The organism is Pseudomonas sp. NBRC 111139 (assembly GCF_001753955.1).
GTDB classification, from domain to species: domain Bacteria; phylum Pseudomonadota; class Gammaproteobacteria; order Pseudomonadales; family Pseudomonadaceae; genus Aquipseudomonas; species Aquipseudomonas alloputida.
In genome coordinates this window covers 25,870-52,079 of the sequence record NZ_BCBP01000055.1, presented here as the reverse complement: position 1 = coordinate 52,079, position 26,210 = coordinate 25,870, and the positions used below count along the sequence as shown (strand labels likewise).

General features: G+C 64.3%; 23 protein-coding genes and 1 pseudogene. 13 read left to right on the top strand and 11 right to left on the bottom strand.

The genetic code is table 11. The annotated features are described in order from the left end of the window. The 6 genes from BJQ17_RS21605 to BJQ17_RS21580 form a co-directional block, all read left to right on the top strand. Nucleotides 1-402 (top strand): glycine betaine ABC transporter substrate-binding protein (locus tag BJQ17_RS21605; protein WP_305775675.1); only part of this gene is annotated, 402 nt, incomplete at its 5' end. Next, nucleotides 399-1,247: a proline/glycine betaine ABC transporter permease gene (locus BJQ17_RS21600; protein ID WP_020193208.1), complete on the top strand. Its 849-nt coding sequence runs from the start codon at nucleotides 399-401 to the stop codon at nucleotides 1,245-1,247. The genes BJQ17_RS21605 and BJQ17_RS21600, both read left to right, overlap by 4 nt. A gap of 93 nt (nucleotides 1,248-1,340) precedes the next feature. Next, a complete protein-coding gene (locus BJQ17_RS21595) occupies nucleotides 1,341-2,204 on the top strand; it encodes a LysR family transcriptional regulator (RefSeq protein ID WP_004575302.1) in 864 nt (287 codons plus the stop codon). A 135-nt stretch (nucleotides 2,205-2,339) separates the two neighbouring features. Continuing rightward, on the top strand, nucleotides 2,340-3,257 hold the full coding sequence (locus BJQ17_RS21590) for an AEC family transporter (RefSeq protein WP_003247787.1): 918 nt from the start codon (nucleotides 2,340-2,342) through the stop codon (nucleotides 3,255-3,257). A 34-nt stretch (nucleotides 3,258-3,291) separates the two neighbouring features. After that, the gene (locus tag BJQ17_RS21585; RefSeq protein WP_070096608.1) at nucleotides 3,292-3,903 is read left to right on the top strand and encodes a cell wall hydrolase; all 612 of its coding nucleotides are present in this window, start codon (nucleotides 3,292-3,294) and stop codon (nucleotides 3,901-3,903) included. A gap of 206 nt (nucleotides 3,904-4,109) precedes the next feature. Next, nucleotides 4,110-4,961 (top strand): CAP domain-containing protein, encoded by an 852-nt coding sequence (locus BJQ17_RS21580; protein ID WP_070096607.1) that lies wholly within the window; start codon nucleotides 4,110-4,112, stop codon nucleotides 4,959-4,961. Nucleotide 4,962: 1 nt separating this feature from the next. Here BJQ17_RS21580 and BJQ17_RS21575 read toward each other — a convergent pair whose 3' ends face one another. Beyond that, a complete protein-coding gene (locus tag BJQ17_RS21575) occupies nucleotides 4,963-5,940 on the bottom strand; it encodes a GlxA family transcriptional regulator (protein WP_070096606.1) in 978 nt (325 codons plus the stop codon). A gap of 104 nt (nucleotides 5,941-6,044) precedes the next feature. On the opposite strand from BJQ17_RS21575, the gene BJQ17_RS21570 reads away from it, so the two are divergent. Next, nucleotides 6,045-6,656, top strand: coding sequence for a LysE family translocator (locus tag BJQ17_RS21570; protein ID WP_010954419.1), 612 nt, complete (start codon nucleotides 6,045-6,047; stop codon nucleotides 6,654-6,656). A gap of 48 nt (nucleotides 6,657-6,704) precedes the next feature. Here BJQ17_RS21570 and BJQ17_RS21565 read toward each other — a convergent pair whose 3' ends face one another. After that, a complete protein-coding gene (locus BJQ17_RS21565) occupies nucleotides 6,705-7,904 on the bottom strand; it encodes an MFS transporter (RefSeq protein ID WP_070096605.1) in 1,200 nt (399 codons plus the stop codon). A gap of 106 nt (nucleotides 7,905-8,010) precedes the next feature. Next, a complete protein-coding gene (locus BJQ17_RS21560) occupies nucleotides 8,011-8,916 on the bottom strand; it encodes a LysR family transcriptional regulator (RefSeq protein ID WP_054889313.1) in 906 nt (301 codons plus the stop codon). A 117-nt stretch (nucleotides 8,917-9,033) separates the two neighbouring features. Between BJQ17_RS21560 and BJQ17_RS21555 the strand changes: the two genes are divergently transcribed. From BJQ17_RS21555 to BJQ17_RS21545, 3 genes are all read left to right on the top strand, one after another. Beyond that, nucleotides 9,034-9,384 (top strand): cupin domain-containing protein, encoded by a 351-nt coding sequence (locus tag BJQ17_RS21555; protein ID WP_054889304.1) that lies wholly within the window; start codon nucleotides 9,034-9,036, stop codon nucleotides 9,382-9,384. A 262-nt stretch (nucleotides 9,385-9,646) separates the two neighbouring features. Next, nucleotides 9,647-12,064: a glucose/quinate/shikimate family membrane-bound PQQ-dependent dehydrogenase gene (locus BJQ17_RS21550; RefSeq protein ID WP_070096604.1), complete on the top strand. Its 2,418-nt coding sequence runs from the start codon at nucleotides 9,647-9,649 to the stop codon at nucleotides 12,062-12,064. Nucleotides 12,065-12,164: 100 nt separating this feature from the next. Continuing rightward, nucleotides 12,165-13,433 (top strand): carbohydrate porin, encoded by a 1,269-nt coding sequence (locus BJQ17_RS21545; RefSeq protein WP_003247771.1) that lies wholly within the window; start codon nucleotides 12,165-12,167, stop codon nucleotides 13,431-13,433. Nucleotides 13,434-13,473: 40 nt separating this feature from the next. On the opposite strand, the gene argE is transcribed toward BJQ17_RS21545, so the two are convergent. Both argE and BJQ17_RS21535 read right to left on the bottom strand, forming a co-directional pair. Next, entirely contained in the window at nucleotides 13,474-14,634 is a 1,161-nt protein-coding gene (gene argE, locus BJQ17_RS21540) for an acetylornithine deacetylase (protein WP_070096603.1), read from the bottom strand. Next, on the bottom strand, nucleotides 14,627-15,304 hold the full coding sequence (locus tag BJQ17_RS21535; RefSeq protein ID WP_070096602.1) for a DUF1028 domain-containing protein: 678 nt from the start codon (nucleotides 15,302-15,304) through the stop codon (nucleotides 14,627-14,629). The genes argE and BJQ17_RS21535 overlap by 8 nt, the downstream gene beginning before the upstream one ends. A gap of 317 nt (nucleotides 15,305-15,621) precedes the next feature. On the opposite strand from BJQ17_RS21535, the gene BJQ17_RS21530 reads away from it, so the two are divergent. Both BJQ17_RS21530 and BJQ17_RS21525 read left to right on the top strand, forming a co-directional pair. Then, nucleotides 15,622-16,941 carry an NAD(P)/FAD-dependent oxidoreductase gene (locus BJQ17_RS21530; RefSeq protein WP_004575291.1) on the top strand — a complete coding sequence of 440 codons (1,320 nt, stop codon included), beginning with the start codon at nucleotides 15,622-15,624 and terminating at the stop codon, nucleotides 16,939-16,941. Further along, nucleotides 16,941-17,357 (top strand): RidA family protein, encoded by a 417-nt coding sequence (locus tag BJQ17_RS21525; protein ID WP_003247763.1) that lies wholly within the window; start codon nucleotides 16,941-16,943, stop codon nucleotides 17,355-17,357. The genes BJQ17_RS21530 and BJQ17_RS21525 overlap by 1 nt, the downstream gene beginning before the upstream one ends. 202 nt (nucleotides 17,358-17,559) lie before the next feature. Here BJQ17_RS21525 and BJQ17_RS21520 read toward each other — a convergent pair whose 3' ends face one another. Further along, the gene (locus BJQ17_RS21520; protein WP_070096601.1) at nucleotides 17,560-18,300 is read right to left on the bottom strand and encodes an SDR family NAD(P)-dependent oxidoreductase; all 741 of its coding nucleotides are present in this window, start codon (nucleotides 18,298-18,300) and stop codon (nucleotides 17,560-17,562) included. Nucleotides 18,301-18,477: 177 nt separating this feature from the next. Continuing rightward, nucleotides 18,478-19,305, bottom strand: coding sequence for an amidohydrolase (locus BJQ17_RS21515; protein WP_003247759.1), 828 nt, complete (start codon nucleotides 19,303-19,305; stop codon nucleotides 18,478-18,480). 148 nt (nucleotides 19,306-19,453) lie between these two features. Between BJQ17_RS21515 and BJQ17_RS21510 the strand changes: the two genes are divergently transcribed. Continuing rightward, a complete protein-coding gene (locus BJQ17_RS21510) occupies nucleotides 19,454-20,392 on the top strand; it encodes a LysR family transcriptional regulator (RefSeq protein WP_019751867.1) in 939 nt (312 codons plus the stop codon). A gap of 80 nt (nucleotides 20,393-20,472) precedes the next feature. On the opposite strand, the pseudogene BJQ17_RS21505 reads toward BJQ17_RS21510, so the two are convergent. The 4 genes and pseudogenes from BJQ17_RS21505 to pgm form a co-directional block, all read right to left on the bottom strand. Beyond that, a pseudogene (locus tag BJQ17_RS21505) lies at nucleotides 20,473-22,877 on the bottom strand (TonB-dependent siderophore receptor). A gap of 67 nt (nucleotides 22,878-22,944) precedes the next feature. Further along, nucleotides 22,945-23,889 carry a FecR domain-containing protein gene (locus BJQ17_RS21500; RefSeq protein ID WP_070096600.1) on the bottom strand — a complete coding sequence of 315 codons (945 nt, stop codon included), beginning with the start codon at nucleotides 23,887-23,889 and terminating at the stop codon, nucleotides 22,945-22,947. Next, complete coding sequence (locus BJQ17_RS21495; RefSeq protein ID WP_003247751.1) at nucleotides 23,886-24,398, bottom strand: sigma-70 family RNA polymerase sigma factor; 513 nt, start codon at nucleotides 24,396-24,398, stop codon at nucleotides 23,886-23,888. The genes BJQ17_RS21500 and BJQ17_RS21495 overlap by 4 nt, the downstream gene beginning before the upstream one ends. 78 nt (nucleotides 24,399-24,476) lie before the next feature. Beyond that, nucleotides 24,477-26,114: a phosphoglucomutase (alpha-D-glucose-1,6-bisphosphate-dependent) gene (gene pgm, locus BJQ17_RS21490; protein ID WP_070096599.1), complete on the bottom strand. Its 1,638-nt coding sequence runs from the start codon at nucleotides 26,112-26,114 to the stop codon at nucleotides 24,477-24,479. Between the last annotated feature and the right edge of the window lie 96 nt (nucleotides 26,115-26,210).

The following is a 26,210-nucleotide window of genomic DNA, read 5'->3' as shown; positions in this document are numbered from 1 at the left end:
TCGGCAATCCGGCGCGGCAAACCTGTGCTGTTCTACTATTGGAACCCGACCCCGCTGATGGGGCGCTACAAGCTCATCCGGCTGGAAGAACCCCCGTTCGATGCCCAGGCCTGGGCCACCCTCACCGACCCCGCCAACCCCAACCCGAAAGGCAGCCGCTCGCTGCCGGCAAAGTTGTCGATCGGCGTGTCCAAAGCCTTTCGCGAAAACTACCCAGACTTGGTCAGTGTGTTCGAACAGGTCAACCTGCCCATCGATCGCCTGAACAAGGCCCTGGCCGTCATGAGCGAAAAACGCACGCCCCCGCGCGAAGCCGCCCTCACCTTCCTGCGCGATCACCGCGAGGTGTGGAAAGCCTGGCTGCCGGCGGACATCGCCGCCAAGGTCGAGGCCAGCCTGTGAGCAGCGGTTTCCCGCAGACCCTGCAGTTTTCCTTTGCCGACAGCATCAACCGCCTGGTCGACGGGTTGGTATTGAACTACGGCGACCACCTGCGCAGTTTGTCTGACCAGTTGCTGCAACTGCTGGTCGGCCTGGAGAACCTGTTGCGCCTGTTGCCTTGGTGGCTGTTGTTGTTGCTGGTGGGCCTGCTGGCCTGGCACGCCAGCCGCAGCCTGCTGCGCAGCGCCGTGCTGGTCGCGCTGCTGGCCTTGATCGGTATGCTCGGGCTCTGGGACAAGCTGCTGCAGACCCTGGCCCTGGTGCTGGTCAGTACCGGCCTGTGCGTACTGGTGGGTGTGCCGCTGGGCATCCTGCTGGCCGCCCGGCCACTGGCCAGGCGGCTGCTGTTGCCGGTACTCGATGTGATGCAGACGCTACCTGCGTTCGTTTACCTGATCCCGGTGCTGATGCTGTTTGGCCTGGGCAAGGTGCCTGCCGTGTTCGCCACGCTGATCTACGCCCTGCCGCCGCTGGTGCGGTTGACCGAACTGGGCCTGAGCCAGATCGACCCCTCGTTGTTGCAGGCCGCACACGGCCTTGGCGCCAGCCGCTGGCAGCGGTTGCGGCGCATCGCCCTGCCCCTGGCGCTGCCGAGTATCATGGCCGGGCTCAACCAGTCGGTCATGATGGCCTTGTCGATGGTGGTCGTGGCGTCGATGATCGGCGCCCGTGGGTTGGGTGAGGATGTGCTGGCGGGGATCCAGACCTTGAATGTTGGCCAAGGGATGGAGGCCGGGCTGGCAATTGTCGCCCTGGCCATGGTGATCGACCGGATCAGCCAGGCCTATGGGCGTAGCAGTCGCTGAGCCGTATCGGCAAGGCCTGGGAGCAGCCTTGTGCTGCGAGAGGGCCGGGCCTGACAATATGCCTCTGTCAGCTGAGAACCGGACCTCAACCGCATGTCCCTGAAAGCCCTGCGCACCTTGGTGACCATCGCCCGCCACGGCACCTTTGCCCGCGCCGCCGACCTGCTCAGCCTCACCCCCTCGGCGGTCAGCCTGCACATCAAAACCCTCGAAGACGAACTGAAGGTGGCCTTGTTCGACCGTAGCCGCAGGCAGGTGGTGCTGACCGAAGCCGGCCAGTTGGCGGTGGCCCGCGCCGAAAGCCTTCTGGCTGCCTATGACGAACTGGCCGATGCCCTGGCCAGCGGCCCAAGCCTGCGTGGCCGCTTGCGCCTGGGGGCGATCCACACGGTGCTGGCGCGGCGCTTGCCCAAGGCGCTGGTGTGGATCAAGGCCCATCACCCGCAGCTACACATCAGCGTGGCCTCGGGCATGTCGGCGGAGCTGGCGCGGCGCGTGGAAGACGGTGAGCTCGATGCGGCGATCACCACCGAACCGGTCAGCCCTTACCCGCAGAACCTGGACTTTACACCGCTGTTCGAGGACCGTTTCTGGGCCATTGCCAGCCCTGAGCTGGCCGGGTATAGCGTGCCGCAGTTGCTGGCCAGCCAGCCATTCCTGCGCTTCGACAAGCGAGCCTGGGCCGGCCGGCAGATCGAGCAGGAACTACGCCGCCAGCAGGTGCAGGTGAGCGAACTGATGGAACTGGACAGCCAGGAAGCCCTGGCGCGCATGGCGGTGATGGGCCTGGGCGTGGCGGTCATCCCCATGGCAGATGACGACCTGCAACGCTTGCCACCCGCCACCTGCCTGCCGTTTGGCGAGCCGCAGCTGACCCGGCGGGTGGTGTTGCTGGAGCATGAAAAAAGCCAGCGGCGGCATTTGAGTGCGGTGTTGAAGACCGCCCTGGAAGCCTGACACCAGGCTGCTCCAAAGCGCGATCTGCACCCACCAACATGCATTTTTCCTCAACGGTCACTGAAGAAAACAACGTTTTTACAGATTGATCCGCCCCCGTAGTCTGTGCACGTACCCGACCACGGAATGCTGACCATGCTGCACTTGCTGCTGACCACCCTGCTCCCCATCATCCTGCTGATAGCGCTGGGTACCTTCCTGCGCCTTCGCGGTTTTCTTGCCGAGAGCTTCTGGCCTGGCGCCGAGCGCCTGAGCTACTACGTCCTGCTGCCGTCGCTGTTCCTCCATGGCCTGGCCACCGCCAACCTCGATGGCATACCGGTGCTGGGCATGGCCGGCGCACTGATGCTCTCGACCCTGGCCGGTGCCGTATTGCTGATGCTGTATCAGGGCGCGGCGAACCATGAGGGTGCCGACTTCACCTCGGTGTTTCAGGGCGGTATCCGCTTCAACAACTACATCGGTGCCACCCTGGCTGCGGGCATCTACGGCAGCGCCGGGATTGCCCTGGCGGCGGTGGCCAACGCTGCCATCGTGCCCTTGGTCAACCTGCTCTGCGTGCTGGTGTTTGCCCGCTTCAGCGCCCGTCACAGTTCGCCAGCCACAGTGCTTCGGGCGATCTTCGCCAACCCGTTGATCGTCGGCTGCGCAGGGGGGCTGGTGCTACGGGCCACGGGGCTGGGCTTGCCGGCCGGTATCGACGCCACGGTCAAGGCCTTGGGCCAGGCCGCACTGCCTTTGGGCCTGCTGTGTGTCGGCGCTGCCCTGGGCGGCGCCAGCCTCGGCCAGCAGGTACGGCCGCTGATGGCAGCATCGACGTTCAAGTTCCTGGTCATGCCACTGACCACCTGGGGCGTTTGCCGGCTGCTCGGCCTGAGTGGCCAGGCAGCGGTGGTGGCGGTGTTGTTCCAGGCGCTGCCAACCGCTTCGTCATCTTATGTCATGGCCCGGCAAATGGGCGGCAATGCGCCACTGATGGCCACCCTCATCGCCCTGCAGACCGTGGCTGCGGCCGCCACCCTGCCTTTGGTATTAATGCTTACGCTTGGCTAGACTGAAATTCTGCCCACTGCCTGGTAATGTGCCCATGCGCCTTCACTTGATGCTGATCGGCTTGACCTCGGCCCTGCTCGCAGGCCCCCTGTATGCCGCTGATCCAGCCAAAGCCGCCGTTGCCGAGGACAAGGCCGCAGTGCTTGAAGAAAAGGTCGTCGAAGATGCGCCGCCCCCCAGGAAGGCAGAGAAACTGACCCCAGGCGAAACGCAGGCAGTGGACCCGGCTGGCCAGGCGCCGCTGGATGACAGCATCACCTGCCTGGCACGTACCATCTACTGGGAAGCCAAAGGCGCCGACGCCAAAGACATGACCGCAGTGGCCAGTGTGGTGCTCAACCGCCTGGGCCACGATGGCTTTCCCGACACCATCTGCGCGGTAGTCAAACAGGGTGTGGAGACCAAGGCGTGTCAGTTCTCATGGTGGTGTGACGGGCGCCCGGACCAGGTCGAGGAACCGCAACGCTACGACGTTGCCAAAGAGATCGCACGCAAGGCGCTGAACCAGCAGTTGAAAGACCCCACCGACGGCGCATTGTACTTTCACGACCGCACGGTGCGCCCCGACTGGGCGAAGGCTTATCGCAAGACCGCGCAGACCACCCACTTCCTGTTCTACAAGCCGAACCAGGCGTTGGCCCATTGACGCGTAAACGGCTGACAACGCCGGCCCGATGCGAATGACTGGCACCTGACCGCACTTTTCCACGGGCCTGGGGTCTACTCCCTCTTTTGCCGCCAGTAACGATTGCCGGTGTTTTCATTGCCTTGCACGACCTCGGGCCAAAAGCCCCGGGCTTGTGTAGGATGAGCAGCGCACACCACGACGCTGCCAGTCATAGGGAGATCCACATGCGCGTCCTGACATCCGTTGTCGCCTTGTCACTGGGCCTGGTCGCTTCGACCGGGGCGCTGGCAGCCACCGGCGAAGAGGCGCAGTTGATCGATTCGATCAATGTCTACCGCAGCAAGGCCCAGCCCTGCGGTGGCGAGGCGTCGTTGGAACTGCCGCCGCTCAACAGCGACACACGCCTTGCGCTGTCGCCAGAGGGCACCCGCGACCTGCAACAGGCCATGACCCGCGCCGCCTACCCCATGGTCAGCGTCCAGGCCATCAGCCTGTCGGGGCCACGCGACGCACGCGCCGCCATGCATGCCATCGAGGAAAGCTTCTGCCAGGTGGTGCTCGACCCACAATTCGTCGATATCGGCGTCAGCCAGGAGGGCCGCGACTGGCGCATCGTGCTGGCACGGCCGCTGCTCAGCGGCCGCCTGGGCGACTGGCAGGCCGAGGGACAGAAGGTGCTGCAGGAGGTCAACGCCGCGCGCAAGGTGCCACGGCAATGCGGCGGCCAGCCGTTTGCCGCCGCCCCGCCACTGAGCTGGAGCACAGTGCTGGCCGGGGTCGCCGCCAACCACACTCGGGCCATGGCCAACCAGAACTTCTTCGATCACATCGACAAAGATGGCCGCACACCCGGTGACCGGGCGGAACTGGCCGGGTATCTGTATCAGCAGATCGGCGAAAATATCACCGCCGGGCGTGACACCGCGCAAAAGGTCGTCAACGGCTGGCTGGACAGCCCGGGGCACTGCGCCACGCTGATGAATCCGGACTTCCGTGAACTGGGCGCTGCCTATGCGATGGACCCCAAGAGCGATGCAGGGATCTACTGGACAGGGTTGTTCGGGACGCCGCAGTAGATCACGTGAACGGGTAATGACCTGCACGCAACTGCAGGGCCGTACACCCAAACCGACGCCGCACGCACTTGCCAAGGTAGCTGGCATCACCCAGGCCCACCTCATCGGCAATCTGCGCCAGGCTGTGGCTGGAGTTGAGCAAACGCCAGCGCGCCTGCTGCAAGCGCATCTCCAGCCACCAGGCCTTGGTGCTCATGCCGTGGCTGGCCTGGAACTGCCGGTCCAGTTGACGCCGGCTGATGCCCAGTTCTGCAGCCAGCTGCTCCACGGCCAACGGCGTGCCCAGGTGATGACGCATCAGTGCTTGCGCCCGTTGCACCTGGCGCCCCTGACCAGTACCCAGCTCCAGCGAGCGCAAGGCGTGACGGCTGTCGCGGGTCTCGTCCACCAGCATGTCAGCCAGCCCTTTGAGCGCACGGGTTCGCCCGCAAGCGCGTGACAGTAGTGCAACGGCCAGGTCTATGGCGGCAGTGCCACCGGCGCACGTGATGCGGTTGCCATCGATGCAGTACAACTGCTCGCGCAGCAGCTGCAACTGCGGAAACGCAGCACGAAACTCGGCTTCGTGACGCCAGTGCACCACCACCTTGTGCCCCTGCAGCAGGCCGCAGGCAGCCAGCAGGAAGGCGCCATTGTCGACCCCCACCAGCTTGACTCCCGCCTTGGCGGCCTGCCTGAGCAACGCCTGGTAACGTGGCGCCAACGCCGCGGTGGCCATGGCACTGCGACCGCCGAACACCACCAGGTAGTCGAAAAGGTCGAGGTCGAGCTGATCGGCAATGGCCTCGACCTGCAGCACCGCGCCACTGCTCGACGGTACCGGCTCAAGGCTGAGCCCCGCCACCGTCCAACTGCAATAGCGTTGTTGGCTGTAGTCCTCGTCGTCGGCGCTGAAGCGCAATTTGTCGAGAAAGGCGCCAAACGGCAGCAAGGCAAAATCCGGTAACGGCATGATCAGCAAGCGAATGTCGGGCGGCATGAAACCACGTCCAGAAAAGACTCTTGTATGACCAGATAGTACTCTTTCAGCGTGAGCGTTGCGCCATAGACTGTCGCCCTCTCTCGAACAAGGCAGTTTTCAACATGGCACTGGACACCTGGCTCATCTACCTGCTGGCCAGCATCGGCCTGTCGCTGACCCCAGGGCCCAACAGCCTGTTGGCGTTGACCCATGGCGCGCTCTATGGCGCACGGCGAACGCTGTTCACCATCGTGGGCGGGGTATTGGGTTTCAGCGCCCTCATCGCCTTGACCATGTTCGGCCTCAGCGCACTGCTGCAGACCTCGGCGGCAGTGCTGAGCGTCCTGAAGTGGGTGGGTGGGGCTTATTTGATCTGGCTGGGCATTCAACTGTGGCGCAGTCCAGGCCTGCAGCTGGAATTGACCGCGCACAGCGCGCGGCTGGGCAATGCCGGGCTGTTTCGCCAGGGCCTGCTTTCGGCCATGGCGAACCCCAAGGTGCTGCTGTTCTATGGTGCCTTCCTGCCGCAGTTCATCGACCCACAGCGAGGGCTGGTGCTGCAATTTGCGGTGATGGCCGCGACCTTTGCCAGCGTCGAGTTTCTGGTCGAATACCTGCTGGCGCGCCTGGCGTTTCGCATTCGGCCATGGCTGGCCAAGGGTGGCAAAGGTTTCAATCGTTGCTGCGGGAGCCTGTTTGCCTTGATTGGCCTGGCGCTGCCGCTTGGCCGATAGCGGGCCCGCGAACACGGGCGAAGCCCGTGCCCTGCACCGCGTCACGGTTCAACCCCGGCGTGCTTTGAGTAGGAACACAACCAGCGCCACACCCGGCAACCCCGCCCCCACCAGTGCCACGCCCTGCCAGCCAAACTGGCTGAACAACGCACTGGCCACCGCCGACCCCAGCGCCCCGCCCAGGAAGATGCTGGTCATGTACACCGCATTCAGCCGCCCGCGGCTGGCAGGGTCCAGTGCGTACACTTCACGCTGGCCGATGACCATGTTCATCTGCACCGCAAAGTCCAGCAACACGCCGGTAAGGCCCAGGCCAATCACGCTGTATCCCGGCACTGTCAGCCCCAGCAACAAGGACGCCGGCGCCAGCAACAGCGCCAGCAGCGAGCCGGCCCGGGCATGCCCGGCATCGGCCAGGCGGCCGGCCATGGGCGCAGCAACGGCACCCACCGCGCCGATAAGGGCGAACACAGCGATCTGGCTTTGTGACAAGCCATGCTCACCGGCAAGCGCCATCGGCACTGCCGTCCAGTAAAGGCTGAACGCTGCAAACATCAATGCCTGGAACAACGAACGCTGGCGCAACAGCGGATAACGACGCAGCAGTGTGAGCAACGACAGCATCAGCCCGGCATAGCTGGCTTTGTGCTCGGGCCGCCGCTGCGGCAAGGTCAATGACAGCAACAGGATGATCGCCAGCATTACCCCGGCGGCGCCAATGAACACCGCACGCCAGCCAAAGTGGTCGGCCACCACGCTCGACAGCGGTCGCGCCAGCAGGATGCCCAGCAGCAAGCCGCCCATGATGTTACCGACCACACGACCACGCTGCTGCTCCGGCGCCAGATGCGCCGCCAGCGGGATGAGCATCTGCACCGACACCGAACTGAAGCCGATCAGCAGTGCGTAACCCAGGAACAGTTGCCCCTGGCCACTGCTGCTGGTGCCCGCCAGCAGCAGGCTGACGCAGGCCAGGACCGCGGTGGCCACCATCAGGCGGCGGTTTTCCAGCAGGTCGGCCAGCGGTACCAGCAATAACAGGCCCAGGGCATAGCCCAACTGCGTGAGCGAAACGATCAGGCTGGCATGCTCGGTGGACAGCCCCAGGTCGGGGGCGATCAGCCCGACGATGGGCTGGGCGTAGTAGATGTTGGCAACGATCGCGCCGCAGCAGAACGCCAGCAGCACTACCAGAGCCCGGCTCAGGCTGGCGGCTGCCGGTTGCGCTGTCGCAAGGGAGGGGTTCATGCGAAGTTCCTCGACAAGGGTTGGGTATATGCCGGCCACCTTACCCATGGACGTCAGCGCCGAGAATCCCGCGGTGGCGCAATGCGGCTTTGCGCACTGCGCAACACTAGTGACCGTGTATGAGCAAATTTTCGCAAAAGTCGATGAATGCGTTTACCCGCCGTGAGCCCCGGTGGTTGGGCATATACAGGGCGTTGATGCTGCTATTGGCTGCGCCAGGACTGGCCTGCCAGTCGGGGAATACCCGTTGCAGGCGCCCTGCCAACACATCCTCGCGTACCAGCCAATCGGCCAGCAGTGCGATACCACTGCCTGCCAGTGCCGTTTCACGCAACATGTCGGCATTGGCGCTGCGCAAGGGCCCGCTTACGTCCAGTTCCAGGCTGTCCTGGCCACAGGTCAGGCGCCAGGGGCGCGCTTTCTGCCCATAGCGAAAGCGCAGGCAGGCATGGTCAAGCAACTCCCGGGGATGCTGCAGTGGCTCACGCCCGGCCAGGTAAGCCGGGCTGGCCACCAGCCAACGCTGAAAACGGCCGAGCCGGCGGCACACCAATTCGTCATTGGGCGAAGGGTCACCCAGGCGAATCGACAGGTCATAGCGCCCGTCAAGCAAGTCGTCCAGGCGGTCGCTGAGGTCGATGTCCAGTTCCAGCGCCGGGTGCTGCGCCAGGAATGGCCCCAGGTGCGGGGCGATGACCCGCCGGCCGAACTCCACTGGCAGGCTCAGGCGCAGTACACCGACAGGCTCCTCGCCGCGATCGGCGATGCTGGCATCCGCCTCGTCCAGTGCTTCAAAAATGCCCCGTGCCCGCTGGTAGTAACGGGCGCCGGCCTCGGTCAGGCTGACCTGGCGCGTCGAGCGGTTGAGCAAGGTGGCGCCCAGCGACGCTTCCAGGGCATCGACCAGACGTGTCACCGACGATGTCGCCAGCCCTAGCCTGCGCGCGGCAGCAGAAAAGCCTTGGGCATCGACAGTGGCCACGAACATTTTCATCGCCAGCAGCTTGTCCATGTTCAGCCCGTCTTCCAAAACTCGGAAAGTTCTTACAAACAGCCGGGCGGGTCAAGCCGCGCGCGCCAAGGCGATTGCGTCCATAGTGGAATCACCCCATTTCCAAGGAGGCTCACCATGACCCTGAACAACCTGCTGACCGCCCTGCCGCCCTGCGATCCCGCCAGCGCCGAACGTGTCGACGAATTGCTCAGCCGCCCGGGCATCCGCGTGGAGCGTATCGTCTCCAGCGGGCAGGCCAGCCCACCCGGCTTCTGGTACGACCAGGCCGAAGGCGAGTGGATCATGTTGCTCAGTGGGGCTGCCGCCCTGCGTTTCGAGCACGAGCGCCACACCCGCCTGCTGGCGCCGGGCGATTGTCTGGACATCCCCCCGCACGACCGCCACCGCGTGGAATGGACCGCGCCCGGCACCGCCACCATCTGGCTCGCGGTGTTCTATAGCAGCAGCACCCCATGGCCGGCCTGAAGGGGCCATGCCTGCCCGTGCACAAGGCGCAATTGTCCCGACGCCGTGCAAGGTTGGGCTTACGACCAAAGCATGAATACAAATCGAAGAGGCGTCATAAACGCCTCGTTCAATGCGTTTTTCAGCACATTATCTATACTTTTGGCCACATCTTCGTAAGTTCAGCCCTGCGACAATCAGCCTCGCTCAATTATGTACCAACTTGTTAATTAGCAAGCTAAGGGCTTAAACTGCGCGCATTCCACCTGCTGAGATCCCTGGCATGAAAGAAACACCGCGCGCCTCTGGCGCCACAAACTTCATCCTGGTCGGCCTGGGCGTGATCATCGCCCTGCTCGGCCTCCTCCTCGCTGCTGGCGGCGTCAAGCTCGCCGGTCTGGGCGGTTCCTGGTACTTCCTGATCGGCGGCTTGGCCATGGCCATCGCCGGTGTTCTCATTGCTCGCTGCAAGAAGGCGGGCGCCTGGCTGTATGCCGTGTTCCTGGTCGGTACTGCCATCTGGGCACTGATCGATGCGGGCCTGGTGTTCTGGCCGCTGTTCTCGCGCCTGTTCATGTTCGGTGCAATCGGCATGGTCGTGGCGCTGGTCTACCCGCTGCTGGCGCGTGCCAACGGCGCCAGCGCCGGGCGCGGTGCGTACGGCGTAGCCGGGGTAATGGCCGTGGTACTGGTGATCGCGGTCGGCAACATGTTCGTTGCCCACCCAAGCGTCGCCCCCACCGGCAAGGGCCCGGGCATGACCCCGGTCGAAGCCGGCAAGGAACAGAAAGACTGGGCCCACTACGGCAACACCGAAGGTGGCAGCCGCTTCGCCGCGCTGGACCAGATCAACCGTGACAACGTCAACAAGCTGAAAGTGGCCTGGACCTACCACACCGGCGACGTCGCGATCAGTGACGGCAACGGTGCCGAAGACCAGCTCACCCCGCTGCAGATCGGCAGCAAGGTGTTCATCTGCACCCCGCACAACAACCTGATCGCACTCGATGCCGACACAGGCAAAGAGCTGTGGAAGAACGAAATCAACGCCCAGTCCAAGGTCTGGCAGCGCTGCCGTGGCATGGCGTACTTCGACGCCACCGCCGCCATCGCCCAACCGACCCAGCCGAACAGCTCGCCGGTCACCGGCGGTACCGTACCGGCTGGCGCCAACTGCCAGCGTCGCCTGCTGACCAACACCATCGATGGCCGCCTGATTGCCGTCGACGCCGACACCGGCGAGTTCTGCCAGGGCTTCGGCAACAACGGCCAGGTCAACCTGATGGCCGGCCTGGGTAACGTGCCAGACTCCTACTACCAGCTGTCTTCGGCACCGCTGATGGCCGGCACCACCGTGGTGGTTGGCGGCCGTGTTGCCGACAACGTCCAGACCGATATGCCAGGCGGCGTGATCCGCGGCTTTGACGTGATCACCGGTGAAATGCGCTGGGCCTTCGACCCGGGCAACCCGGAAGACCGCCAGGCTCCGCAGGGCGACAAGACCTACGTGCGCAGCACCCCGAACAGCTGGGCGCCGATGTCCTACGACCCGGCGATGAACACCGTGTTCCTGCCCATGGGTTCGTCGTCCACCGACATCTACGGCGTAGAGCGCAGCAAACTGGACCACACTTACGGCGCTTCGGTGCTGGCCCTGGACGCCACCACCGGCAACCAGAAATGGGTGTTCCAGACCGTGCACAATGACCTCTGGGACTTCGACCTGCCCATGCAGCCAAGCCTGATCGACTTCACCAAGGACGACGGCCAGTCGGTACCTGCGGTGGTGATCGGCACCAAGGCCGGGCAGATCTACGTGCTCGACCGTGCCACCGGCAAGCCGCTGACCCAGGTCGACGAAGTGCCGGTCAAGCCAAGCAACATCCCGAACGAGCCGTACTCCCCTACCCAGCCCAAGTCGGTGGGCATGCCGCAGATCGGCGCGCAGACCCTGACCGAATCGGACATGTGGGGTGCCACCCCGTATGACCAGCTGCTGTGCCGCATCGACTTCAAGAAGATGCGCTACGACGGCCTGTACACCGCGCCGGGTACCGACCTGTCGCTGAGCTTCCCGGGTTCGCTGGGTGGCATGAACTGGGGCAGCATTTCTACCGATCCGGTGCATGGCTTCATCTTCGTCAACGACATGCGTCTGGGCCTGTGGATCCAGATGATCCCGTCGCAGAACAAAGGTGGCGCGGCTTCCGGTGGCGAAGCACTGAACACTGGCATGGGCGCGGTACCGCTCAAGGGCACCCCGTATGCCGTGAACAAGAACCGCTTCCTGTCGGTCGCCGGCATTCCATGCCAGGCACCGCCGTTTGGCACCCTGACCGCCATCGACATGAAAACCCGCCAGGTGGCCTGGCAGGTCCCGGTCGGCACCGTTGAAGACACCGGCCCGCTCGGTATCCGCATGCACCTGCCGATCAAGATCGGCCTGCCAACGCTGGGCGGCACCCTGTCTACCCAGGGCGGCCTGGTGTTCATCGCCGGTACCCAGGACTTCTACCTGCGTGCCTACGACAGCAGCAACGGTAACGAAATCTGGAAGGCTCGCCTGCCAGTAGGCAGCCAGGGCGGCCCGATGACCTACGTCTCGCCGAAGACCGGCAAGCAGTACGTGGTGATCACCGCTGGCGGCGCCCGCCAGTCGACTGACCGTGGCGACTATGTGATTTCTTACGCTCTGCCGTAAGACCGCGTCGCCTGCTTCGCGGGCAAGCCCGCTCCTACAAGGCCCCTGTAGGAGCGGGCTTGCCCGCGAATGCCCCTCAAAGACAACCCGAGATTCTGTAATGCCATCCGCAACTCGCATCACCCCCACCCTGCTGCTGGCCCTGGCCAGCACCACTGCCCTTGCCAGCGACGACCTCATGACCCGCAGCACCCTGACCGGTGACTGGGGCGGCCTGCGCCATCAACTCGAAGAAGACGGCGTCAAGATCACCGGCGACTACAGCGGTGAAACCGCCTACAACGCCCACGGTGGCCTGCACCGTTCGGCGCGCTATTCGCAGAACGTCAAGCTGGGTGTGCAGTTCGACCTGTCGAAACTGTACGGTCTGGACAACGGCGGCAAGGTCCAGCTGACCATCAACGACCGCCGCGGTAACAGCGCCTCGGAAGACCTGGTCGGCAACCGCCTGCCAATCCAGGAAAACTACGGTGGCCTGTACACCCGCCTGACCGAGCTGAGCTACGAGCGCACGCTGTTCACCCCGGCGCTCAACGTAAAACTCGGCTACATGGCCATGGGCAACGACCTCGGCGGCCTGGACAGCGGCATCCTGTGCAACTTCATGAACGCCGGCTTCTGCGGCCACCCGCTGAACATGTCCGGCGGCAGTGGCTGGACCAACTACCCCAACGCCCACCTCGGCGTGCGGGTGAAGTACGACCTGTCGCCAGCCTGGCAGCTGCGCGTGGCGGCGTTCAACGTCGACCCCGAGAGCAACGGCAACTCCAGCCGCGCCTGGCACCTGGGGCCCAAGCACACCACCGGCACCGTGGTACCGGTAGAACTGGTATACAAGCTGCAGGGTGAACTGCCAGGCGAGTACAAACTGGGCTACTACTACGACAGCTCTGATGTGAAACGCATCGGCAGCGACGATGAAGTGTCCGGCCGAGGTGGCCATTACCTGCTGGTCGACCAGGCGGTGTGGAACGACCAGGCCTCCCCAGGCCGAAGCCTGCACGCCTTCGGCCAGTACTCGGCGTCGAGCAAGGCCGCTTCGCCGTTCACCAAGTGGTATGGCGCCGGCGTGGTGCTGTACAAGCCGTTCGAAGGCCGCCCGAAAGATACCGTGGCACTGGGTTACGGCCGCGCCGTGCCCAACCCGCGTAGCCGCGATGTGCTGGAGGATGCCGCGTTCAACGCGGGCCAGCAGTTCCCGGATATCGACAGCGCCGAGCAGTTGATCGAACTGAGCTACGGCTACCAGGCCACGCCATGGCTGAACCTGCGTCCGGATGTGCAATACATCATCGAGCCAGGGGCGTTCTCGGGCAAAGACATCGACAATGCACTGGTGGTTGGCCTGCAGGTCAAGGCGACCTTCTGAACGCCGGGGCCGCACTGCGGCCCATCCGCCGGCGCAACCCTCAAGCCTGTTTGAGGTAGTCCACCAGCCTCAACAGCATGGCATCACAGCCGCGCAACTGCTCGACACTGACAAACTCATCCGGCTTATGGCCCTGGTCCATGCTGCCAGGCCCGCACACCACGGTGGGGATGCCCGCCTGGTCGAACAAGCCACCTTCGGTACCAAACGCTACCGTGCCGAACGTATCCGAGCCGCTGAGTAGCGCCACCAAGCGCGCAGCCTCGCTGTCTTCCGGTGTCGCCAGCCCCGGATAGGCACTCAGCGGCGCCAGGCGAATGGCGCTGGCGGTATTGACCTTGCGCATACGCGGCAGCAACTCGGCTTCAGCATAGGTTTGTAACTGGTCGGCCACCGCCTGCGCCTCGAACCCTGGGAGCGCGCGCACTTCGAAATCGAACTCGCACTCGGCTGGCACGATGTTCAGCGCCCTGCCCCCTTTGATCACGCCGGTCTGCACCGTGGAGAACGGCGGATCGAAGCGCTCGTCGTGATGAGCCGGCAGTGCCAGGGCCTCGCCGATTTCACCCAACTTGCCAATCAGTTTCGCCGCATACTCGATGGCGTTCACCCCATACGGTGCGTACGCCGAATGGCACGCTGCGCCCTGTACCTGGCAACGCATTGCCAGCTTGCCCTTGTGCCCCAGCACCGGTTTGAGTTCGGTGGGTTCACCGATCAGACACAGCCGTGGTTTACACGGGCGCTGTTCGAGGGCAGCCAGCATCGAGCGCACGCCCAGGCAACCGACTTCTTCGTCATAGGAAAATGCCAGGTGTACCGGCATGCGCAGCGGCTGGGCGAGAAAAGCGGGCACAGCAGCCAGCACCGAGGCGATAAAGCCTTTCATGTCGGCCGTGCCGCGGCCATACAGACGGCCGTCACGCTCACTCAGGGCAAACGGCTCGACCGTCCAGGCCTGGCCATCCACCGGCACCACATCGGTATGTCCAGACAGCACCACACCACCCACATCCCTGGGGCCAATAGTGGCGAACAGGTTGGCCTTGGTGCCCTCCGGGTTATGGAACAGCTCGCACTCCACCCCCAGCTCGGCCAGGTAATCACGGATAAAACCGATCAGCGCCAGGTTGGAGTCGCGGCTCACCGTGGCAAAGCCGATCAGCCGGGCCAGCAGTGCGCGACTGGCAAACTCACTCATCGCCCGGCACCCCATAGCTTGGCGCGGCGGTCGGGTTGAGGGCGCGGGTGACGTAATCCTGCATCTGCGGGCGATAGGCTTGCCACAGGCCATCGAGCACGCCGATCGGGTCGCTATCGGCCCAGTCGACGCGCAGGTCCACCAGCGGCCAGGTCAGCTCGCCAGCAATCTTCAGCGCCGCCGAGTGCACGGGCCCGGCTTCGCCACCCGCTGCCATCGCCGCGTGCATGGCTGCCAGCAGGCGGTCGGCCAGGTGGCCGCCGGCCTGCTCGAAGGCCAGTACCATGGCTTCGATCACCTGGGTCGAGGACAGCAGGTTGCCAGCCGCCGCGCATTGTTCGCCGGCCATTGCATGGTGTGTGCCCAAGGCTTCCCGCCCGGTGAACAGGGCCACCTGGCCTTGGCTGTCGATCACCGTGACCTGGCGGTACTCACTCCAGCCATTGGCACTGAGCACCCCGTCCAGCGCAGCGGCGGGCGGCAACTGGCCATGCTCCAGGGCATCGAGAATCTGCGGGCCCAGCGCCGGCAGGGTGATGTTCTGGGTCGAGACCGCGCCCACACCGGCACGCACCCAGGGGCAACGAGCCCCCACGGCGATGCTCGACGAGCTGATGGCAATACCGACCTGGCCGGTTTCCTGGCAACGACCAATGATGGAGAACGTCATGTCATGGTTCCTGTTGTGCTGTGCGATACACGGCATTCTGAGTGGAACCTTCGAGCGGGCGAAACGACCTTTTTCCGAGGGGGTAGGCAGGAAAAAACTAGGCTCACGGGCCCGCTCTCTGCACCCGCTCGAAAAACCACGTCACCCACCCGGCCAACCTGCCCCACAGGCCAGAGAAATCAAGGCCTTCGCCGTTTTATCGGCAAGCACCAGCTAAATACTATTTTCGCCATTTCCACGGCATCCCTAGTCTGGCTCCAGGCAACGGCGGTCCTCCAAACCGACCTGACAAAAACCGCCTGAACAAGGGCTCGGACATGACACTGAACAACCTCGAAATCGACACCCTCGTCGTCGGCGCCGGCCAGGCCGGCGTGGCCATGAGCGAACACCTGAGCAAGCTTGGCGTGCCGCACCTGGTACTGGAGCGCAACCGCATCGCGCAGGCCTGGCGTACTGGCCGCTGGGACTCACTGGTCGCCAACGGCCCGGCCTGGCACGACCGCTTCCCGGGGCTGGAATTCAACCTCGACGCCGATGCGTTCGCCGGCAAGGACCAGGTGGCCGACTACTTCGAGCAGTACGTACGCAAGTACAACCTGCCCGTGCGTACCGGCATTGAAGTGAAGCGCGTGGTGCGTAACAGCGACCGCCCAGGCTTCACCATCGACACCAATGAAGGCGTGATTCGCGCCAACCGCGTAGTCGCTGCCACCGGCCCGTTCCAGAAGCCGGTGATCCCAGCCATCGCGCCGAAAGACAGCAACCTGCACCAGATTCATTCCGCCGCTTATTTCAACCCAGAGCAGTTGCCTGAAGGCGCGGTACTGGTGGTCGGTGCCGGTTCTTCCGGTGTGCAGATTGCCGAGGAATTGATGCGCGCCGGGCGCCAGGTGTACCTGTCGGTCGGCGCCCACGACCGCCCGCCGCGTGCCTACCGCAACCGTGACTTCTGCTGGTGGCTGGGCGTGCTGGGCGAGTGGGACGCGGAAATTGCCAAACCCGGTCGCGAGCATGTGACCATCGCGGTCAGCGGCGCCCGTGGTGGCCACACCGTGGACTTCCGCGCCCTCGCCCACCAGGGCATGACCCTGGTCGGCCTGACCCAGTCGTTCGAAAACGGCGTCGCGCGCTTCCAGGACAACCTGGTCGAGAACATCAACCGCGGCGACGACAACTACCTGGCCCTGCTGGATGCGGCCGATGCCTACATCGAGCGCAACGGCCTGGACCTGCCGGAAGAGCCCGAAGCCCGCCAGCGCCTGGCCGACCCGGAGTGCATGCGCAACCCGCTGCAGCAGCTGGACCTGGCCAAGGCCGGCGTCCGCAGCATCATCTGGGCCACCGGTTACGGCGTGGACTTCAGCTGGCTGCAGGTAGACACCTTCGATGCCAACGGCAAGCCCCAGCACCAGCGTGGTGTGGCCCGTGAACCGGGCGTGTACTTCCTCGGCCTGCCGTGGTTGTCGCGCCGTGGTTCATCGTTCATCTGGGGGGTGTGGCACGACGCCAAGCACGTCGCCGGCCACATCGCCACGCAACGTACCTACACCGCCTACCGCGACCGCGAGCAACGCGCAGCGGATGAGCAGCAAACCGCCAAGATCAGCAATGTCAGCACCCTCGGAGCCCACTGATGCCTACCCATACTCGCATCCGCATGTTCAACACCAAGGAAACCTACCCCAACCAGACCCTGGACAACGACTTGTGCCAGGCCGTGCGGGCGGGCAATACCATCTACGTGCGTGGCCAGGTCGGTACCGACTTCGAAGGCAAGCTGGTAGGCCTGGGTGACCCGCGCGCACAAACCGAACAGGCGATGAAGAACGTCAAGCAACTGCTTGAAGAAGCCGGCTCGGACCTGTCGCACATCGTCAAGACCACCACCTACATCACCGACCCGCGCTTCCGCGAGCCGGTGTACAAAGAGGTGGGCAAGTGGCTCAAGGGCGTGTTCCCGATTTCCACCGGGTTGGTGGTGGCCGGGTTGGCCCAGGCCGAGTGGCTGATGGAGATCGACGTGATCGCCGTGGTACCCGATCAGGAATAACCACAGGCCTGAATGACGGCGGGTGACTGCCACCTGCCCGTCCAGCCACGCCTGGGTTGCCCGTGCCGCTGCTTGCAAGCGTTGAGGTGCGGGCACGCCAACGGACGACGGCACTTGCACACCGAGACGTCGCCCGCAGTTCGCGCGTGGCTGGCTACCCGGCGCAGCTCCAACGCCATCGGGCGTACCACACCCAGCCCACTCAGTAGGTCGCCCTCCCGCCGCTGAGGTCAAACACAAAGCCAGTGGTAAAGCTGCACTCAGGCCCGGCGATCCAGCTGACCATGTTGGCAATCTCCTCGGCCTTGAGGAAGCGCCCCATGGGGATCTTGGCCTTGCTCGCGGCAATATGCTCGGCCGTCATCTCGGCCATCAGCGGCGTCTCGACCATCGCCGGTGCCACGCAGTTGAGCAACACGCCATCCTGCGCCAGCTCCTTGGCTGCCGCCTTGGTGAAAGCGATGACCCCGGCCTTGGCTGCCGAATAGCCCGAGATGTACTGCACACCCTCCTTGCCGGCCATGGAGGCGATATTGACGATGCGCCCGTAGCCGCGCTCACGCATGTGCGCGATGGCGGTGCGGCAGCAATAGAACACACCGTTCAGGTCGATGGCGATGACCTTGTCCCAGGCGTCTGGCGGGTACTCCCAAGACGCCACCACCGGGCCGTTGATGCCGGCATTGTTGACCAAGATCTGCACCTGCCCCAAACGCGCCAGCGTCTGGGTAAAAGCCGCCTCCACCGAGGCCAGCGACGACACATCCACTGCCTGGCGCAGCACCGGCTCGAAGCCGTTTTCCGTACTGTTCCAGCCATCGACGGCAAGGTCCCAGATCACCACCTGGGCGCCGGCGACATGCAAGCGGCGGGCAATCGCCAGGCCGATGCCACGCATGCCACCGGTGACGATAGCGGTTTGGCCTTGCAGGTACTGGCTCATTGTTCAGCTCCATTTTCGACAGAAGGAATATCCGGCAAGCGACGCAGGTCACATGCCTTTTGGGGCGCTAGCCGAGACGATCCTCCAGGCCATGGAGGATGCCGCCCGGGACGGGTGTTCTGTTCAGTGTTCATCAGGGTTGCGCGCTGGTTGTTGGAAGGGCACACAACGGAGGGGCTAGGCAAACCCGAACAATCGCCGAGGGGTGTCCCACATCACTGTGCGGCGCAGCCGGGCATCCGGCATCAGGCGCTCGGCCAACTTCAGCAGCGGGCCGTAGTCCACCCGCGCGGGCTGGCGAATGAACGGCCAGTCCGAACCCCACACACAGGCTTGGGCGCCAAAGGCTTCGAGCAGGGCCTGCACGTATGCACTGCTCTGTTCGAACAAGGCATCCGCTGCGGCAAACTTCTGCATGCCTGACAGCTTCACGCAGGCGCGGCCGCTGTCGGCCAGCCGCAGCAACGCCTGGAAGCCGGCTTGCTGCACACCGGCAGCGACATCCGGGCGGCCGCAATGGTCAATCAACAGACGAGCCTGCGAGCCTTGCAGCAGGCCGTGCAGGTCCAGCAACTGGTCGTCACACACCTGCAGCTGGGCGAACATGCCAAGCTCGGCGAGCTTGCCGAACAGCCCGTCAACGCCCTTGAGGCTGGCTACCCCGTAAAGCGCGGGGTTAAAGGCGATACCCACCACGCCTTGCGCCTGTAACGCCGCCAGCGCGTCGAGGTTGATGTCCGCCTTGACCACCGCCACCCCCTTGAACCGCCCCTGCCCGCTGGCCAAGGCATGCAGCAGGCAGCGGTTGTCGGTGTGGTAGCCGCTGTTGGGGCCCACCAGCAAGGCATGTTGCACGCCGTAAGCCTCCATCACCCGGGTGAACTGCGCCTGGGTGGCGACCTCCTGGCCGGAGGGCGCATAGGGTGCATCGGGGTGATAGGGGAAACGGGCGGGGTCAAACAAATGGTTATGGCAATCGATCTTCGCTTCGTCGAATATGTTCACGCAGCACTCCCGTCAAGCGCCACTGCGCTTGTCTGCAGATCTTGTTATTGTGCGCCGCAAGGGCAGTTAGGCTGGGGTTCACGATACTGTGTGGCCGGCTTTGACGCTCATACCCAGATGGCGAAAACCATAACCGAAGGTAATACACATGCTGCTTGGCAACGAAGGCGCAGACGCAAGCCCCATGGTGTTCAAGCTGCGGCACATGGAAGTGTTCAGGGCGGTGATGCTGACGGGCTCGATCAGCGCGGCGGCCAAATTGCTGTATGTGTCGCAGCCGGCGGTGAGCAAGCTGATCCAGTACATCGAAGCGCGCCTGGCCTACCCGCTGTTCGAGCGCGTCAACAACCGCCTGGTGCCGACGGCCGAAGCGCAGGTGCTGTTTCGCGAGGTCGAGCGGGTGTACCAGGCAGCGTTGCAGGTCAACGAATGTGCCCTGGCGCTGGGCGCTGGCGGCCAGCGCAAGTTGCGTATCTCGTGCAGTGCATCGTTGTCCACGGTGGTGATCCCGATGGCCCTGGCCCAGCTCAAGCGTGAATCACCGTCACTGAATATCGAGTGGCAAACCTCGTTGATGGGCGAAATGCCCAACCAGATCTTGTCGAAGAAGGTCGACCTGTCGATCGCCGCCCTGCCGGTGGTGCACGACCACCTGCATTCGCAAGCGTTCATGCGTGGACGCATGGTAGTGGTGATGCCGCCGGGTCACCCTTTGGCCGGTCAGCCCGCGCTGACCTTGCAGCAGCTGGAGGGCCATGCGTTGCTGCTGTTCCGGCCCGACATGCCGTTTGGCAAGCTGTTGGCCGACCACATCGGGCGCCGCGGGCTACAGCTGAAATCACTGTTGTCGTTCACCAATGCCAACGAGGCTGTGGCGTTGGTCAAGCAAGGCATGGGCATCAGCGTGATCGACGAGTTCGTTGCACAGGACAGCGGGCTGGCGGTGGTGCCGCTGGCCGATGAGATTCACTTCGATATCAGCTTCGTCTATTCGCGCTTCGAGCCGCCCTCGCATGCAGCGCTGCAGTTGATGCGGGTGTTGCAGGGGCAGGCGCAGAAGCTGGGCCGGGCGCTTGCGCCGGGCTGATCAGCTACGCAACTGCCCCACCGAGTCGCCTGATTCCCGGTCGCACCCGCTCCCGCTGGGTAGGTATACATGGGTTCGGTTTAAAAGCCGACCGTGGCCGAGAGCAGATAGGTCCGCGGGGTGGACAGGGTCAACCCCGGCTCACTGTCATCCGACGCCCCTGCCGAGCTCCAGTAGCGATCATCGAGCACATTCTCGACACTGGCCCGCAAGGTAACCTCGGTGGTGTCCACCTTGAAGGCGTAACGTGCGCCCAGGTCATAACGCTCCCAGCCATCGATGCGCTTGCTGTTGTTCTGGTCCAGGTACTGCGAGCTGGAGTGAGTGCCGCGCGCTGTGAAGGTCAGGCCGTTCACCCCTGGCACGTCCCATTCAGCCCCCAGATTGACGTTGTATTCGGGCGTGGCCGGCGCACGGTTGCCATCGTAGGCACCGCCGACGGTGTCGGTCAGCTCGCTGTCGATATACATCACCCCACCCAACACCCGCACGCCCTGCACCGGCTCACCGAACACACTCAGCTCGATGCCGCGGTTGTCACGCTTGCCATTGGGGCCGAACACCCGCGAGGCAGGGTTGGTCTCGTAGGCCGGCTGGCGAATGCGGAAGGCGCTGGCAGTAAAGGCCACCTGGCCGAGGTCGTACTTGGCCTCCACCTCGATCTGGCGGCTGGTGAACGGCGGGAAGATCTGGTCTTCGTTGATCGAGGTCGAGGGGGCGATCTTGCCTTGGCTCAGGCCCTCCATGTAGTTGGCGTACAACGAGAGCTGGTCGGTGACCTTGAGCAATACGCCCCCAGAAGGCGAGACCTTTTCTTCGTCATAGCCCGTATCACCTTTGACGCCGTCGCTCCAGTCATCCACCTGCACCCGTTGCCAGCGCGCACCCAGGGTCAACAGCAGGCGGTCGTCAAAAAAGCCAAGGGTATCGGCCAGGGCCACGCCGGAGAAGCGGTTTTCCGTGTAGACCTCGGGGTCGAGGCGGGTTGGCGTACCGGGTGTCGGTGCGGCCACCGGGTTGTAGAGGTTGCTCGGCGCCGAGGCATAGCGCGCCCCGCCGTTGGTGAAGTCCATGTAGTAATAGGTGGCGGCCAGGTTCAGCGCGTGGCTGACCGGCCCGGTATGGAACCAGTGACGTAAACCGGCCATGGCGGTGCGCACCGACTCGTCCCGGGTAAAGTCACGCGGCTGCACGGTGAAGTCGCCGGCATCGTTGGTGATCGACACGTTATGGCGCAGGAAGTCGTGATTGCTCTTGCGCGCACCGACCGCACCATAGGCCAGCAGCGATTCGCTGATATCGTACTCGGCGTTCAGCGCACCGAAGGTGTCGTTGGTACGCGCCTTGCTCCAGGCCTGGGCGTAGTTGTGGCGTACGTCATTGGCTTTGGGCACCTTGGCATTGGCACCGACCAGCACACGCTCCTGCGGGGCGTCGGTATCGCGCTCGGTGTGGCCAAGGTCTGCCGAGAGACGCAGGCGCTCGCCTCGAAAATCCAGGCCCAGCACCGCCATTTCGCGGTCGACGCGCTGGTGGTCCCATTCGGTATCACCGGCCTGCTTCACCCCATTGAAGCGCACGCCGAACTGCTGGCCTTCACCAAAGCGACGGCCGATGTCCACGGCGCCGCCAGCCTGGCCGGCCGAGGCGTAGCTGCCGGTGAATTCGGTGATCGGCTTGTCAGCGGCTCGCTTGGGCTGCACGTTGATACCGCCGCCCACGCTGCCACGCGGCGAAATGCCGTTGATCAACTGGCTGGGGCCTTTGATGATGTCGACCCGGTCGGCCATTTCCATGTCGATCGAATAGGTCGGCAAGATGCCATAGAGACCGTTGTAGGCCACATCACTGTTGAACAGGCTGAAGCCGCGAATGGTGAACTGCTCGAAACGCCCGCCCGCCGGGTTGGTAGCACGCACTGAAGGGTCACTGGCAATCAGCTCGCCCAAGGTGCGCGCCTGTTGGTTCTTGACCAGGTCGCTGGTGTAGCTGGTGATGCTGAACGGGGTTTCCATGAAGTCGCGCGAACCGAGCAAACCTTGTGCCCCTTGGCGTGCCACTTGGCCACCGGCATACGGCTGCGTTTCGTTGCCTGCGGCCAGGCCGCCGACGATGCGGGTGGGGCGATTTCCAGCGCGCCACTGGCCTGGGGGGCCGGCATCAGGGTGAAGGCCCCCTCACCCACCGGTAGCGCCTGCAGGCCGCTACTGCGCAGCAACTGGTTGAAGCCTTCATCGACACTGTAACGACCGGACAAGCCGTTACTTTGCCGGCCCTCTACCAATGCCGGGTCCAGCGAAAGGCTGACACCGGCCTGGTCGGCGAAATGGGTCAAAGCGGCACCCAGGCTGGCTGGCGCCACCTGGAACGTACGCCGGGCCGGCTCATCGGCCCAGGCAGGTGCACACAACAGCAGGCTCATCGCGAACAATGGATGTGCTGCGCGCGCCAGTGGGCGCAGGCGGCAAGTTTTTACTGCAGGCATTGAACAAGGCTCCCCTTTTATTTTCTCCTACCGGTAATGACCGGCGAGTGAAAAAAAGGGGACAGCCTCATGCTCGATGTTCTCGTGCGGTCAGGCTCACCCAATAACGCGTGCGGGTCTGCACTTGCAACGGCAGGCTGGCGGCGAGCAGGGCCAACACCCGGTCGGTGTCGTCAAGGCGGAACGTGCCGGTAACACGCAAGCGCTCCAGTTCTGGTGCCCAGCGCAGTACGCCGGGGCGATACCTGCGCAGTTCGTGCAGCAACTCGCCCAGCGGGCGGTCGTCCAGCCGAAGCGCACCTTCGCGCCAGCCCAGTTGCCATGCGTCGAACGCTTTGACAGGGCCAACGCCGGCCGCCTGCAAACTGGCCTGTTGGCCGGCCTGTAGCATCACGGCTGGACCCCGCAACGGCTGCAGGCTGACCGCCCCCTTGATCGCCGACACCCGGCAGGCCTCATCAAGCAGGCGCAGGCACGCCTCGCCCTCACTGAGCACCACCCGGCCGTAAGGCACCTGCAAGGTGAGGCTCAGGTTAGCGGGCACGCTGACGGCCACTTCACCGCGCAGCAGTGCCACGCGGCCTGCACCCCGCTCGATATCGACCGCACTGTCGGTGTTCAACTGCAACAAGGTGCCGTCGCTCAGCAGTGCCTGCCTGCGCTCTCCTACCGCGGTGCGCATGTCGGCGGTCCAGGCATCCAGCGGCAGCTCACGGCTCACCAGCCAGGCCACCGGCAACAACGCCGTCACACCCAGGGCTTGTTTGAGCAATGCCCGACGACCGGCATCCGGACGATCCAGGGCGGCCATCGCCAATGCGCCGGGCAACCCGGCAAACCGCGCTCGCAGCAGCGATGCCTTTTGCCAGGCGTCTTCGTGCAGGTGACTGCTGGCGCGCCATTGCGCCAGACGCTGCAGGTCAGATTCGCTTGCGTCGCCAGAATCCAGTAATGCTAGCCAACGGGCTGCAGCACGCAGCGCCTCGCGGGTTTCTGGGGGGTGGGGGCTCATTGCAACTCGGCCAACAGGCAATGTTCGTAAGCCTGCGCCATGTAGCGTTTCACCGAGCGCTGGCAGACGCCCAGGCGCTGGCCAATCTCGGCGTAGCCCAAGCCTTCCAGCTGGCTCCAGAGAAAGGCCTTGCGTATCGGCGGCTTGAGGCCGTCGAGCAATTCATCCAGTGCTTGCAGGGTTTCGAGCAGTACCCAGCGCTGTTCTGGCGACGGCACGTGTTGCTCGGGTAACTGCGCCAAGGCATCAAGGTAGGCCCGCTCCAGGCTACGGCGCTGGTGGAAGTTGCTGAGCAAACGCTTGCCCACGGTCAGCAGGTAGGCACGCGGTTCGCGTATGTCTGCCAGCGGCTGGGCGCTGGCCAGAATGCGCAGAAAAGTATCCTGACTGAGGTCGGCGGCATCCCAGGCATTGCCCATACGCCGGCGCAGCCAGGTTTCAAGCCAGCCGCGATGCTCCCGGTACAGGGCAGGCAGGCCAGGCTCCGGTGGCGGCGCGGCGTCGATCATGAGGGGGGTCCTGCGGCGGAGTAAATAAGATTAATTCTAATTTACATCACACCACAGAACCAAGCGGTTTGTTACCGGTCAGGCAATTGCTTCATCGACCAGCACTTGTGCTTCCTGCACCAGACGCTGCAAATGCGCCTCGTCGATGAAGCTTTCAGCGTAGATCTTGTAGATGTCTTCAGTACCCGACGGGCGCGCGGCGAACCAGCCATTGGCCGTCATCACCTTAAGCCCGCCAATCGCCTGGCCATTGCCTGGGGCGTGGCTGAGGATCTGCACGATCGGCTCACCGGCCAGTTCGGTCGACTTCACCTGCTCCGGCGCCAGCTTGCTCAGCAACGCCTTCTGCCGCGCATCGGCCTTGGCCTCGACACGGGTGGCGAACGGCTTGCCCAGCGCCTCGGTCAGGTCGGCATAAGCCTGGCTCGGGTTACGCCCGGTACGGGCGGTCATTTCGGCGGCCAGCAAGGCCGGGATCAACCCGTCCTTGTCGGTGGCCCACACCGAGCCATCGCGACGCAGGAACGAAGCCCCTGCACTTTCTTCGCCACCAAAACCGAGCGAACCGTCGAACAGGCCCTGGGCGAAGAACTTGAAGCCCACCGGCACTTCGTACAGCTCACGGCCCAGGCGTTGGGTAACGCGGTCGATCAGGCCGCTGGAGACCACGGTCTTGCCCACGGCGGCGTCACTGCGCCACTGCGGGCGGTGGCGGAACAGGTAGTCGATGGCCACGGCGAGGTAGTTGTTGGGTTGCAGCAGGCCGTCAGGGGTGACGATGCCGTGGCGGTCGTGGTCCGGGTCGCAGGCGAAGGCCACGTCAAAGCGCTCACGCAGGCCTATCAGGCCCTGCATGGCATACGGCGAGGAAGGGTCCATGCGGATCTGGCCGTCCCAGTCGACGGTCATGAAGCGGAAGGTCGGGTCGACCTCGGTGTTCACCACTTCCAGGTCCAGCTGGTAGTGCTTGGCAATGGCCGACCAGTAGCGTACCCCTGCCCCGCCCAGCGGGTCGACGCCCAGGCGCAACCCGGCGCCACGGATGACATCGAAATCGATGACGTTTTCCAGGTCGGCCACATAGTTGCTGACGTAATCGTGGCGGTGGGTGGTCGGCGCCTGCAGCGCCTGGGCATGGTCCATGCGCTTGACACCCGCCAGGTTAGCCGCCAGCAGCTCGTTGGCCTTGCCCTCGATCCACTTGGTCACGTCGCTGTCGGCCGGGCCGCCGTTGGGCGGGTTGTACTTGAAGCCACCGCTTTGCGGCGGGTTGTGCGACGGGGTGATGACGATACCGTCAGCCAGGCCCTGCGTGCGGCCACGGTTGTGGCAGAGGATGGCGTGGGAAACCGCCGGCGTAGGCGTGTATTCGTCATCCTTGGACAGCATCACCTGCACGCCGTTGGCGGCCAGCACTTCCAGGGCGCTGGCGGTCGCCGGCGCTGACAGGGCGTGGGTATCGGCACCGATGAACAGCGGGCCATCGATGCCTTTTTCCTGGCGGTACAGGCAGATCGCCTGGCTAATGGCCAGGACGTGATACTCGTTGAAACTCAATTCAAGCGAACTGCCCCGGTGCCCCGAGGTGCCGAAGGCCACGCGCTGGGCCGCCACGGTAGCGTCTGGGCGGCCCGTGTAATAGGCGGTAAGCAGCCGGGGAATATCGACCAGCACGCTGGCCGGAGCCGGCTTGCCTGCCAAAGGACTGAGCGTCATGCAAAAACCTCGAGTTCAACGGATGTTGGTGTTGGAGCGTGCAGTGTACTGAGAGTTGCAATGCCGTGCGATGGGGGACTCAAAGAAACCCCAGGC